The following is a 12,263-nucleotide window of genomic DNA, read 5'->3' on the forward strand; positions in this document are numbered from 1 at the left end:
CGCCGTTCCTCTCTGCCTGCCCTGCGGTCAGGCGTGCGTCGTGCTGCTAGGGCATCAGCTCCGAGCACAGCGCCTCGGCCCGCGCGTGCAGCGCGGGCGAGTCGTCCGCGAGTACGTATCCGTCGCGCACGGGCGCTGCGGTTGCGGGAGCATCGGAATGCGCAGCGGAGAGGGCGCTTCGTAGTTCTTCGCGATTTGCGTACTGGTTGAGGGCGCCCAGCTCAGACCAACCTATTGACACCAAGTCTTTTAGTAGAAGCAAGGTCTTCGTTTTCGCCATTACGTCCAGCCCTTACAACCCATGCCTTCATGGCTTTGATTGTTCGCAAGCAGTTTGGTGGGAAACCTTGCCGAAACGCAATTCAGTGGAAATTCCGCGCGCGGACCTTCTCCGTTGTGCCGTAGGCGTCGAGGGTCCAGCAGCGCTTCATGATGACGTCGATGCAGCCTTGTTCTTTTTGGAGCGTGCCTTCGACGATCAGGCACTGCGAGCTGCGGATCGTGCGGCGGTAGCGCTCGTAGACGTCGGGACGGACGATCACGTTGGCCAGGCCCGTCTCGTCCTCGATGGTGAGGAAGACGAAGCCTTTGGCGGTGCCCGGGCGCTGGCGGGTGATGACGAGCCCGCCGATCTTGCAGACCAGGTTCTTCGGCATCGACGGGAGGCGGCTTGCGGCTAGGACGTTCTGCGTGTCGAGGAACGACCGCACGTGCGCGATCGGCTGGACGTCGCTCACGCCTGTGGCGTGGATGTCGAGCGTGGTCGTCTCGACGGCGGTGAGCGCGGAAAACGCGGCCCGCGGTTCGTCCTCGATCTCCATCGAACGTCCGAGTTCGCCGCGCGCTTCGCGCTCGTCGAGGCCGCGCAGCGCCCACATCGCCTCGCGGCGGGTCGCGAACCACGGCGCGAATGCGCCCGCCGCGGCGAGGTTCTCCATCGCGTCGCGTTCGAGCCCGGTGCGGCGCGCGAAGTCGATCAGATCGACGAACTCGCCGTCGCCGCCGAGCGCGCGTTCGAGCCGCTCGCGCTGCGCGTCGCCCATCCCGCGCACGAGGTGAAACCCCAGCCGCAGCGCGCCGTCGTCGTCGACGAAGCTCCACCACTCGCTCTCGTTCACCGCGACCGGCTTCACGACGACGTCGTGCCGGCGCGCGTCGTTGACCAGCACTTCGGTCGAGTAGAACCCCATCGGCTGGACGTTGAGGATCGCGGCGCAGAAGATCGCCGGCTCGTGACACTTCACGTACGCCGACGCGTACGCGAGCAGGGCGAACGACGCGGCGTGCGACTCGGGAAAGCCGTAGTCGGCGAACCCCTCGAGCATGTGGAAGAGCTGATCGGCGGCGGCGCGGTCGATCCCGTTGGCGACCATCCCCTCGACCAGACGCGGATAGATCTGCGCCATCCGCTCGCGCGAACGCTTGTGGCCCATTGCGCGGCGTAATTGATCCGCCTCGCCCGCGGAGAAACCCGCCGCTTCCATCGCCATGCGCATCCCCTGCTCTTGGAACAGCGGCACGCCGAGCGTCCGTTCGAGGATCGGCTTGAGTTTCGGATGCGGATACGTCACCGGCTCCTGACCGTTGCGCCGGCGCAGGAACGGATGGATCATGTCGCCCTGGATCGGTCCGGGCCGGATGATCGCCACCTGCATCACCAGGTCGTAGAACCGCTGCGGCTTCAAGCGCGGCAGCATCGACTGCTGCGCGCGCGACTCGACTTGGAAGACGCCGATCGAATCGGCGCGCTGCAGCATCCGGTACGTCGGCGCGTCGTCGGCGGGGATCGCCTCGAGCGAGATCGGCGCGCGCTGCGGATAGCGCCGCCGGTAGAGTGCGAACGCGTCGCGCAGCAGCGAGAGCATGCCCAAGCCCAGCAAGTCGATCTTGATCAAGCCGAGATCGGAGAGATCGTCCTTGTCCCATTGCACGATCGTGCGGTCGCGCATCGTCGCCCACTCGACCGGTGCAACTTCCACCAGCGGCGAGCGGGTGACGACCATCCCGCCGCTGTGAATCCCCATGTGGCGCGGAAAGCCGTCCATCCGCCGGCACAGCACCATCATCAGCGTGCCCAACTCGCCGCCGACCGGACCGCGCAACTGCGCGTCGGGATCGGGGCCGAAGTCTTTCGCCGCGAATCCGTAGAGGTGCGAGGGATGCGCCTTCACCTTCGAGCCGTGAGCGTGCTGCGGGTCGGTGCGGTTCGCCGGCGCGCGCTGCGGTGAGGGCGCCGTGGCCGCTTCATCCGCATCCTGAAAGCCGGGCGTGACCGTGCGGCCCGGCGTCGCCGCCGGAACGTCGTCGCCGCGCGAGGGCACGACGTTGGAGCCGGCGTCGAAGTCGCGCCGTTTCGCGACCGAGCTCGGGAGCGGCGCGTAGTCGACGTGTTCGGCGCCGAGCGCGCCCGAGAGCGATTCGCGCGCGTCGTACTCGCGCACGATCTGATCGATCTGGCCGAGCCCCAGGCCGAGCGCTTTGCCGACGTCGCGGATCGCCGAGCGCGTTCGGTAGGTGATCACTTCGGCCGCCATCGCCGCGTGCTCGCGGTCGTACCGTTCGTAGACGTACTGGATCACCTTCTCGCGATCCTGATGCGCGAAGTCGATGTCGATGTCGGGGACCTCGCCGCGCTCTTCGGAGAGAAAACGTTCGAAGAGCAGTTCGCCCGCGATCGGATCGACCGCGGTGATCTCCAGCGCATAGCACACCGCGGAGTTCGCCGCCGAGCCGCGGCCCTGCGCGAGGACGCCGAGTTCCTTCGCGGCGCGCGCGATGTCCCACACCACTAGAAAGTAGCCGGCCAGATCCATCCGCGCGATGATCCCCAGCTCGTACTCGAGCTGGCGCTCCACCTTCGGATCGAGCGGCCACGCGTAGCGCCCGCGCGCGCCGCGATAGACCAGCGTGCGCAGGTACGACTGCGGCGACGTCTCGTTCTCGGGGATCGGGAAGAGCGGAAATTCGCCGGCGAGTTTCTGCAGGCGGAACTCGCAGCGTTCGACGATCGTGATCGTGTTGCGCAGCGCGAGCGGAAACTCGTCGAACAGCCGCGCCATCTGCGCCGGTGTCTTGAGATGGTATTCGTGATTGGGACGCAGGAGCGTCCCCGCGGTCTGCAGCGACGCGCCGAACTTCACGCACGCCAGCACGTCGGAGAGCAGGCCGTCGTCGCGGTTCGCGTACGCGACGCCGTTGGTCGCTACGTACGGAACGTCGAGCCGGAGCCCCAGCCGCACCAGCGCGCGGATCAGCGCGGGGTCTTCGGGACGCACGTGGTGCTGCAATTCGAGATAGAACCGGCCGGGGAAGAGATCGCGCAGCCGCGCGCCCAGCGCCGTCGCGGCGTCGCCGTCGCGCCGCAGCAGCGCTTTCTCGATCACGCCGTTGCGGCCGCCGGAGAGCGCGACCAGTCCGGCGGTTCGGCCGTCGAGATCCTCGAGCCGCAGCCGCGCGTCGCGCTTGCGCCCGCGCAACTGGGCCGTCGAGATCAGCCGCGCGAGGTTGGCGTAGCCGGCTTTGTCGGCGGCGATCAGGACGAGCCGCGGGCTGTCGGTGGGGACCTCCTTCGAGGGCCGCGCCGGGCGGCTGGGGCGGATCGGATCGGCGTCGTCGGTCTCGAGCGTCAGCTCCGCGCCGCACAGCGCCGCCAGGCGCGTACCGGCGGCGGCTTTCGCGAAGCGGACCGCGCCGTAGAGGCCGTCGCGGTCGGTCAGCGCGACCCCCCGCAGTCCCAGCGCCGTCCCGTGCGCGACCAGCTCCTCGGGGTGCGACGCCCCTTCGAGGAAGCTGAAGTTCGACCAGCAGTGGAGCTCGGCGTATTCCGGGAGGGCCATTGGGACCCCGAGCATACCCGAACAGGTGTTCGATTTCCCGCTTCGGTCGTTTTTGCGGCCGGGATTTTTCGGACGCCGCCGGCGGTCCGAAAAGCCGAATGCGTACCGTCCTTGCAGCCGCGGCGATCGCGGCAGTCCTTCTCGCTCCCGCCGCCGCCCGGGCGTCCGGCGCGGCGGCGCCGCCGCTCACGGCGGCTGATCGTGCCGGGCTCGCCGAACTCGCCGGCCTCGCGCACGAGCTGCGCTACGGCTACCCGGGCGAAGCCGCCCGCGTCGCGCGCGTCCGGCAACTGTGGAGCGGGCTGCGCGCGGCGTACCGGCCCTACGCCCAGCCCGCGCCGGTCGCCGGCGCATCGCACGGCGACGCGTACACGGACATGGACGCCGCGGTCGGTTTGCTCGCGTCGTCGTCGGCGTACGGATCGCCGGCGCTCGAAGATGCCGCGATCGTCCTCGAACAGCGTGCACGCGGTTTGGCCGCACGCGCCGACGACGCGCTCGCAGCGCAGCAGCGCCGTGCCGCGCTCCCCGCGATCACCGCCGACGATCGCGACGCGCTCGCTGAACTGACGCGCACCGCGCATGCGCTGCAGTCGGGGATCCCGGGCGATCCCGCGGGTCCGTTGTACGACGCGGCATGGAAGGCCGCGAACGCACGCGTCGACCGCGTCCAGCAGTTGTGGGTTCGCGCGCGTACCGCGTATCAGGCGTTCGCGCGGCCGACCCTGTTCGCCGGGCAGCCGCGTTTCAGCGACGGGCTCTCGGAGATGGACGAAGCGGTGAGCCTGCTCGAAACGTCGGCCAGTTACGGCCCGGCGGCGATCGCGGATGCCGCGCTCGCGCTCGAATCGCGCGCGCGTGTGCTGGCGCAGCGCGCACAGTGAGGCCTGCGGCGAGTTTTGAGATCGCGTTCAACTCACGATAAGCGAACCTTCACCGTGAGGGTTGCTCCATGGAGTCGACACACTGTCGCCCGAGGGGAACGCGCAGGAGTTGATCGACCACGACGCGAGCCTCCTGCGCGCATCCTCGATGAAGCCGCGCACCGCAGATACGGCGACGAGGCCGTCGACGAGTTGACGCACGCGCTGCAGACCGCCCATTTCGCGCGCGCGGCCGGCGCCGACGACGAACTGATCCTCGCCGCGGCGCTGCACGACGTCGGGCGGCTGCCCTCGATCGCGCGGCGCGCCCGCACCTCGCTGCACGAATACGTCGGCGGGGCGTTCGTCGCGGAGGCGATCTCGCCGCGCGCGGGGCGCATCGTCGCCGCGCACGTGCGGGCGAAGCGCTATCTGGTCGCGCTGGAGCCCGGCTATCGCGATGTGCTCAGCGACGCGTCGCGCGCGTGCCTCGACGCGCAAGGCGGTGCGCTCGATCCCGCGGGGACGCCTTCGAGCGCATGCCGTGGGCGCAGGACGCCGTCGCGCTGCGCCGCTGGGACGATGCGGCGAAGGTTCCGAACGGTGCGCAGATGGAGATCGACGACGTGCTGGCGGTCGACGCGCGCTTTCGTGGCCGCGCCTGAACTCATCGTCCGACCGGCGCGCTGGACCGACCGCGACGCAATCCTCCGGCTCACGCTCGCGATGGGCGGCCACGACGACGTCGCGCGCCGCGACGATCCGATGCGGCGGCTCGGCGCGGCACTGGGCCGCGCCGACACGCGCGTCGTCGTCGCCGAACGCGACGGCGCGATCGTCGGCTTCGCCGAAGTGCAGGCGCGCGTCTCGATGGTGGCGGACCGCTTCGAAGCGTGGCTCGGCGCGCTCGCCGTCGCGCCGCAGGCGCGGCGCGGCGGCGTCGGCGCGGCGCTGCTCGCCGCGGTCGAGCGCGAAGCGCGCCTGCTCGGCTGCGACGCGATCGTGCTCGAAAGCTCGGCCTGGCGCGACGATGCGTACGCGTTCTATCGCCGCAGCGGGTTCGACGAACGCGCGCCGGCGGTGCGCTTCGCGCGCACGCTCTCCTCCGATGACGATGCCGCGCTCCTGCAGCGTTTTCTCGACGCGGCGGCGCGCGCGGCGAACGCCGTCGCGGCGGCAATCGCGGGACTCCGCGACGAAGCCTCCGTCGGTCAGGGTGCCGACGGCGCGCCGACCGAAGCCGCCGACGCCGCCGCGGAAGACGCCGCCCTGCGCGCCTTCGCGGCGCTGCCGTGCGCGATCGTCAGCGAAGAACGCGGCTTGATCGGCGCGCCGCCCGGCCCCGGCGACTGCTGGATCGCGCTCGATCCGCTCGACGGCAGCCGCAACTACCGCGCCGGCTACCCGCCGTACGCGATGGCGGCGGGTTTGGTGCGCGACGGCGTCGCGATCGCCGGCTACGTCGCCGACCTCACCTCGGGCCGCCGTTGGTGGGCCGCCGGCGGCGCGGCGTACGTCGACGGCCGGCCCGCGCACACGCGCCGATCGCCGATCGCGGTCGTCCCGAGCCCCTCGTCGGGCGCGCCGCCGGCGCGCATCGCGATCCCCGGCGTTACGCGGATACGCGCCTCCGGAAGCACGGCGATCGACCTCTGCCGGGTCGCCGACGGCTCGGCGGCCGCATTCGTCGCGCTGGATCGCGCGGTCGCGCACGCGCACGATCTTGCCGGCGCGATGGCGGTCATCGTCGCGGCCGGCGGCTGCGTCCTCGAGGACGGCGGCCGGGTCCCGGTGCTGGCGCCCGACGCCGCGGCGCTGCACCGGATCGTCGCCGCGGCCGATCGCGAACTCGCGGAGGCGCTTACGACGGCGCCCGGTGGGTGACGGCGGCGGCAAAAAAACTTTCGCGGACGCGTTAGTGCGGATGCGATTCCGGAGAGAAGTCGTGCATATGGGCGATTTCCGTACCCGGATCGCCGGTGATTATGCGTCGGTTGGTGCGGCGCGGCGTGCCTTGCGAAGCTATGCGCGGCTCTGCGGATTCAGCGGGGACCGTCTCGACGACATCGAGACCGCCGTCGGTGAAGCGCTGGCCAATGCGGCGGAGCACGGCAGTCGAGGGCGCGCGATCGACGTTTGCGCGTGGCTGAGCGACGACGTGCTGCACATCGAGATCGCCGACGCGGGGCCGGGTTTTCCGGCGTCGGCGCGTGCGCGCATGATTCGTCCGGCCCCGGCCGCGCCGCGCGGCTACGGCATTTTCCTGATTCACGCGCTCATAGACGACGTCGCCTACGTCGACGGCGGCCGGCGCCTGCTGCTCGGGAAACGCCTGCCGCGGGCCGACGGGCGCGCCGAGCGCGCCTAAGCGCCTTCGGCGTCCGCCGGCGGGCGGAAATCGACGTGCACGACGTTGTCGTCGGTGCCGGTGACGATTCCGTGCGACTCGCCGTCGGCGTGCACGTGCCCGCACTCGTGACACGCCTCGAGCGCGTCCTGCGTCTTCTCCTCGAGGTACAGGTGCGCGTCGAGCAGCGCGTCGCGCGCTTCGGGCGACGGCGCTTGCTCGAGCGCCGCCTCGGCGCGCGCTTTCTCTTCCGCCGCCTCGCGGAGTTCGTAGATAGCGGTGACCTTGTCCGGCTTGGGCGTCTGCGGCATCGGGCGAGTCGTCTACGCGCGCCGTGCAGCCGCGGCCTGCGTCAGCGTGCGAGTTCCGGCTTGATCGTGCCGAAACGGCCCGCGCGATAGTCTTCGAAGGCGTCGCGAATCTCGTCGATCGTGTTCATCACGAACGGACCATAACGCGCCATCGGTTCGTGCGTCGGCTCGGCGCACAGCAGCAGCGCCTGCAGCGGTGTGCTCCCGGCGTTCGCGATCCCGATCGTTTCGCCGTTGTCGGCGAATACCGCATAGTCTCCCAAGCGAAGCTCGCGCGTTCCGATCGCGCCGACACCGTCGAAGACGTAGATCGTCGCCGTCCAGCCGCGCGGGACGGGCTGCACGATCTGCGTCCCCGGCGCGAGGATCGCGTGCACGTACGTCCACGGCGTCACGGTGCGGACCGGCCCGCTCGCCCCGAACAGATCGCCCGCGATGACGCGCGCTTCGACGCCTGCGGACGGATGCACCACCGGAACGTCGCTCGCGCGGACGTCCTTGTAGCGCGGCGCCATCGCCTTGTCGGCGCGTTTCAGATTCGCCCAGATCTGAAAGCCGTGATTGCGGCCGCCGGTGCGCTGGAACTCCTCGCTCGGCAGTTCCTCGTGCTGGAGGCCGCTGCCGGCGACCATGTACTGCACGTCGCCGCTGCGCAAGCGGCCGCGGTTGCCGTGCGAGTCGCGATGCTCGTTGTCGCCGGCGAGGATGTAGGTGATGATCTCGAAGCCCTTGTGCGGATGCTCCGGCGCGCCGACCGCCTTGCCGGGCGCGATCTCGGTCGGGCCGAGCTCGTCGATGAGCAGAAACGGATCGACCTGCTCGACGCCGCGCGTCGGCAGCGGCCGGCGCACTTGGAAGCCGCCGCCCTCGAGCACTTCGACGGACGGGATGACGCGGGCGAGGGAGCGCTGCGCTCCGGAGACGTGAACGGACATGATGCTCCCGACAACCGCCCGCGCCGGCGCAGGGCTGCGATCGTTTCCGCCGGGAAACCCGGTCACGCCGCGGCGTCGACGAGCGCGCGAACGGGCGCGAGCGCGTCGGGGAGATCGAACGCCGCCGGCGTCAGCGTGCACGCGACGCCCAGCGCGGCGATCGTGCCGCGCGCCGCGAGCGCGCGCAGCGCCTGCGCGACCGCCTCGAGCGACGGTCCGCCCGGCGCGGGAAAGCGCAGCGGCGGCATCTCGCCGGGATCGACGACGTCGAGGTCGAGGTGCACGTACCACGGCGACTGCGGGAGATCGGCATCTCCGAGCGTCTCGACCGCGACTTGCCGCACCGCCGATGCGGCCAGCGCTTCGCGTTCGCCCGGCTCGACGTCGCGCGCGCCGGCCAGCACGCAGCGCGTGTCGTCGACCGGCGCGAGGCCGATCGCGCCGGTCAGTGCCGCTCCGCCGCGTCCGGTCAGCATCGCGAGGGCCATCCCGCCGAGATAGCCGCTGCGCGTCGTGCGCGCGGTGTGAAAATCGCCGTGCGCGTCGAACCAGATCACACCGGGCGCGATCCCGCGGCGCTGCAGCCCCGCCACCGTCGCCAGTGATGTCGTGCAGTCGCCGCTGAGCACGACGAGCGGTTCGTCACGCGCCGCAACGCGTTCCGCCGCGGTGCGATACAGATGCGCCAGCATCGCGCCCGGCGCGCCCTTCGCGACCACGATCGCATCGTCGGCCGCGTACGCTCGCGCGAGCGCAGGGAGCGGATCGGGGTGATGATAGGGGACGAGGAGGCTGCGCATGCCGAACCCTTCGCGGACGCCGATGGACCGCTCCGCCCCGCCGCCGCTCGTCGCCCTCGATCGCGTCAACGTTCACCTCGACGGGCGGCACGTGCTGCACGACGTCTCGTGGCGTCTGGAGCGCGGCGAACAATGGGCGATCGTCGGCGCGAACGGTTCGGGAAAAAGCACGCTCCTGCGCGTGATCCGCGGCGACTGCTGGATCGACCGCGACGGCGGGATGCGCACCTACGCGCTCGACGGGGTCGCCGAGCCGGTCGCGCGCGCCGCGCCGCGCATCGGCTACGTCTCGCCCGAGCTGCACGAACGGTACGTGCGGCTGGCCCTGCCGTTCGACGGCCGCACGCTGATCGCGAGCGGCCTGCACGACGCGATCTACCTGCCGCGCGGTGTGGAGCGTGCGGAAGCCGAGCGCGTCGAGGCACTGGCGCGGCGGCTCGACATCGTGACGCTGCTCGAGCGTCCGATCGGCGCGCTCTCGTTCGGCGAACTGCGCGTCCTGCTGGTCGCGCGCGCGCTGGTGCGCGAGCCGCGCGTGCTGGTGCTCGACGAGTGCGCGAACGGACTCGACCGGCGGATGCGCGCGCGGCTGCTCGACGTGCTGCAGCGGGCCGCGTCGGCGACGCACGTGATCGCCGCGACGCATCGAGCCGACGACGTGCCGGCCACCACGACGATGCATGCCGTTCTCGACGGCGGCCGCATCGTGTCGGCCGGCGCCGGCCCGCCGCCTCGACTCGCGCGCACCGCGGCGTCGCCGCAAAGCGCAGCCCCGGCGCGCGGCCGCGACGAACTCGTCGCGATCCGCGATGCCGACGTCTATCGCGGCGAGCGCCGGATCCTGCGCGACGTCGCGTGGACGCTGCACCGCGGCGAACACTGCGTGGTGCGAGGCCGCAACGGCGCCGGCAAGAGCACCTTTGCGGGGCTCGTCGCGGGGACCGTTCCGGCGGCGCTCGGCGCCGACGTGCGGCGTTTCGGCAAATCCGGTCCGTTCGACGTGTGGGAACTCAAACGGCGGATCGCGCACGTTTCCGACGCACTGCAGATCGCGTACGACGTGAATCCGATCGTCGAGCGCGTCATCGCCTCCGGCTTCGTCGCGAGCATCGGCGTCCTGCACGAGCCCGACGCGGCGCAGCGCAGCGCGGTCCACGACGTGATGCGGGCGCTGCGCCTCCAGCATCTCGCCGGACGGCGGTTTCTCGGACTGTCGTTCGGCGAACGCCGCAAAGTGCTGATCGCTCGCGGCCTCGTCCACCAGCCGGACCTGCTGATCCTCGATGAGATCTGGGGCGGACTCGACGCGGAGTTCCGCGCGACGCTCGGCGCGCAGCTCGACCGGCTGGTCCGGGGCGGAACGACGGTCATGCTGATCTCGCATCACGACGACGACGTTCCGCACTTCGTGCGCCGCGCGTGCACGATCGAGCGGGGCCGCGTCCTCGAAGCGAGTTAGCGTTCGACGACCGAGCGCGCGAGTGCGTCGCGATCGGCGACGAGAACGATCTCGGCGATGCGGTCGCCGGCGATGCGAAAGCGGAACGCAACGCGCAGCTCGCCGTCGTGCATCCACACCGCCCCGGGTTCGCCGTCGATGAAGGCGGGCAACGCGGCACGCGCACGTCCGAGGAACGTCCGAGCGACGGCCTCCGCGCCTTCGATGCCGGCCTCCAGACGATCGCTCTGCCAGTAGGCCGCCCCGCCCATCGCCGTCACCGCCGCGTCCGCACGCAGCGTCGCTCCCGGATCGAGCAGCGCCAGCAGCGCGGAGAACTCGCCCGAGCGCGACGCCTGAAGAAACGCGCGCACGAGTTCGTCGTGCCGCTGCGTCATTGCGTCACGGCCGGCGGATGCGCCGCGCACGCGGCGGCGTCCGCGGCTTGCGAGCTGCCGCGCCGCCTCCGGCGTCCGTCCGAGGATCGCGGCGATGTCGTCGAAGGGCACGTCGAACGTGTCGTGCAGGACGAACGCGACGCGCTCCGCCGGCGGGAGCGCGTCGAGCAGGATCTTCAGGGCGATGCCGATCGTGTCGGCGAGCACCGCCTCTTCCTCGGGACGCTCGCCGGACGCGGCCGACGCGATCTCGCTTCGCGGATCCTCCGCGCTCAAGTCCTCGCGCCGGCGACCGCGCCGTTTCAGCGCGTCGAAGCAGACGCGCGCGACGACGGTCGTGAACCAGCCGTCGAGGTTCGCAACCTGCGCGCCGTCCGCGCGATCGATGCGCAGCCAGCTTTCCTGAAGCGCGTCGTCGGAGTCCGCCGCCGACCCGAGGATCCGCTGCGCGATGCGGCGCAAGCGGGGGCGCGCTGCCCCGAAACGCTCCGCGAGCCGCTCCGCATCCGTCATGCATCGCCCGCGCCGGGGCGCCCGTCACGTTTCACCGCGCTCGTTCCGTCATAGAGATAGAGATGGAAGGAGCAGGAACCTTGACGGACGTTTCCCTCATCACCTATACGGTGACCGACCTCGCCGCGGCCAAGCGATTCTTCGGCGAACTGATCGGTGCGGAGCCCTACGCGGACATGCCGGGCTACGTGGGCTACAGGAGCGGCGAGATCGAAATCGGGCTCGTTCCCAACGCGGCGAAGAGCGAACCCGACGCGCTCCCCTACTGGACGGTGCGCGACATCGCGGCGAGCGTGCACGCGCTCGTCGACGCAGGCGGCACGATCGTCCAAGAGATCAGGGACGTCGGCTACGGACTGCTGGTCGCCAGCGTGCAAGACCCCAACGGCGCGATCGTCGGCTTGCGGCAGCCGCCGGGATGAAGAAGGCCGGCAACGCGGAGCGCACGGGCTCTCCGTCGCAGCTCATCGACGCGCGGATCGAAGAGCTGGGCGATTGGCGCGGCGAGACGCTCGCGGCGATGCGCGCGCTCATCAAACGCACCGATCCCGACGTCGTCGAAGAGTGGAAATGGCGCGGCGTGTCCGTCTGGTCGCACGCCGGCATCATCTGCACCGGCGAAACCTACAAGAACGTCGTCAAGCTGACGTTCGCTAAGGGCGCACGGCTCGAGGATCCCAAGCGGCTCTTCAACTCCAGCCTCGACGGCAATGTGCGGCGCGCCATCGACCTGCGCGAAGGCGAGCGGATCGACGAGAAGGCGTTCGCCGCGCTCATTCGCGAGGCCGTCGCGCTGAACGAGTCGTCGCGCCGAACGTGACG

Annotated in this window: 13 protein-coding genes; 7 read left to right on the forward strand and 6 right to left on the reverse strand. The window is 70.9% G+C overall.

Annotation, left to right across the window (positions count from 1 at the left end):
* Positions 1–362 precede the first annotated feature (362 nt).
* The gene (locus tag WPS_RS00375; RefSeq protein WP_317995888.1) at positions 363–3,851 is read right to left on the reverse strand and encodes a DNA polymerase III subunit alpha; all 3,489 of its coding nucleotides are present in this window, start codon (positions 3,849–3,851) and stop codon (positions 363–365) included.
* Between the two features lie 83 nt (positions 3,852–3,934).
* Between WPS_RS00375 and WPS_RS00380 the strand changes: the two genes are divergently transcribed.
* Positions 3,935–4,720, forward strand: a complete 786-nt coding sequence (locus WPS_RS00380) for a hypothetical protein (RefSeq protein ID WP_317995889.1) — start codon at positions 3,935–3,937, stop codon at positions 4,718–4,720.
* Positions 4,721–4,747: 27 nt separating this feature from the next.
* Here the strand turns inward: WPS_RS00380 and WPS_RS00385 are convergent, their stop codons facing one another.
* Positions 4,748–5,200: a hypothetical protein gene (locus tag WPS_RS00385; protein WP_317995890.1), complete on the reverse strand. Its 453-nt coding sequence runs from the start codon at positions 5,198–5,200 to the stop codon at positions 4,748–4,750.
* Between the two features lie 38 nt (positions 5,201–5,238).
* On the opposite strand from WPS_RS00385, the gene WPS_RS00390 reads away from it, so the two are divergent.
* The 3 genes from WPS_RS00390 to WPS_RS00400 are packed head-to-tail and all read left to right on the forward strand — an operon-like array spanning position 5,239 to position 7,067.
* The gene (locus tag WPS_RS00390; protein ID WP_317995891.1) at positions 5,239–5,364 is read left to right on the forward strand and encodes a hypothetical protein; all 126 of its coding nucleotides are present in this window, start codon (positions 5,239–5,241) and stop codon (positions 5,362–5,364) included.
* The gene (locus WPS_RS00395; protein WP_317995892.1) at positions 5,351–6,583 is read left to right on the forward strand and encodes an inositol monophosphatase family protein; all 1,233 of its coding nucleotides are present in this window, start codon (positions 5,351–5,353) and stop codon (positions 6,581–6,583) included. The genes WPS_RS00390 and WPS_RS00395 overlap by 14 nt, the downstream gene beginning before the upstream one ends.
* The gene (locus WPS_RS00400) at positions 6,576–7,067 is read left to right on the forward strand and encodes an ATP-binding protein (RefSeq protein ID WP_317995893.1); all 492 of its coding nucleotides are present in this window, start codon (positions 6,576–6,578) and stop codon (positions 7,065–7,067) included. The genes WPS_RS00395 and WPS_RS00400 overlap by 8 nt, the downstream gene beginning before the upstream one ends.
* Here WPS_RS00400 and WPS_RS00405 read toward each other — a convergent pair.
* The 3 genes from WPS_RS00405 to WPS_RS00415 form a co-directional block, all read right to left on the reverse strand.
* Positions 7,064–7,357 carry a hypothetical protein gene (locus WPS_RS00405; protein ID WP_317995894.1) on the reverse strand — a complete coding sequence of 98 codons (294 nt, stop codon included), beginning with the start codon at positions 7,355–7,357 and terminating at the stop codon, positions 7,064–7,066. The genes WPS_RS00400 and WPS_RS00405 overlap by 4 nt on opposite strands.
* 41 nt (positions 7,358–7,398) lie before the next feature.
* Positions 7,399–8,292, reverse strand: a complete 894-nt coding sequence (locus WPS_RS00410) for a pirin family protein (protein ID WP_317995895.1) — start codon at positions 8,290–8,292, stop codon at positions 7,399–7,401.
* 62 nt (positions 8,293–8,354) lie between these two features.
* Positions 8,355–9,092 (reverse strand): arginase family protein, encoded by a 738-nt coding sequence (locus tag WPS_RS00415; protein ID WP_317995896.1) that lies wholly within the window; start codon positions 9,090–9,092, stop codon positions 8,355–8,357.
* Here WPS_RS00415 and WPS_RS00420 point away from each other — a divergent pair.
* Positions 9,091–10,551, forward strand: a complete 1,461-nt coding sequence (locus WPS_RS00420; protein WP_317995897.1) for an ATP-binding cassette domain-containing protein — start codon at positions 9,091–9,093, stop codon at positions 10,549–10,551. The two genes, WPS_RS00415 and WPS_RS00420, sit on opposite strands and share 2 nt — an antisense overlap.
* Here the strand turns inward: WPS_RS00420 and WPS_RS00425 are convergent.
* Positions 10,548–11,441 (reverse strand): sigma-70 family RNA polymerase sigma factor, encoded by an 894-nt coding sequence (locus WPS_RS00425; RefSeq protein WP_317995898.1) that lies wholly within the window; start codon positions 11,439–11,441, stop codon positions 10,548–10,550. The genes WPS_RS00420 and WPS_RS00425 overlap by 4 nt on opposite strands.
* Before the next feature lie 80 nt (positions 11,442–11,521).
* On the opposite strand from WPS_RS00425, the gene WPS_RS00430 reads away from it, so the two are divergent.
* Positions 11,522–11,863, forward strand: coding sequence for a VOC family protein (locus WPS_RS00430; protein ID WP_317995899.1), 342 nt, complete (start codon positions 11,522–11,524; stop codon positions 11,861–11,863).
* Entirely contained in the window at positions 11,860–12,261 is a 402-nt protein-coding gene (locus WPS_RS00435) for a DUF1801 domain-containing protein (protein WP_317995900.1), read from the forward strand. Before WPS_RS00430 ends, WPS_RS00435 begins: the two co-directional genes overlap by 4 nt.
* Positions 12,262–12,263 lie beyond the last annotated feature (2 nt).

Origin of the sequence: Vulcanimicrobium alpinum (assembly GCF_027923555.1) — a bacterium.
Lineage (GTDB): Bacteria > Vulcanimicrobiota > Vulcanimicrobiia > Vulcanimicrobiales > Vulcanimicrobiaceae > Vulcanimicrobium > Vulcanimicrobium alpinum.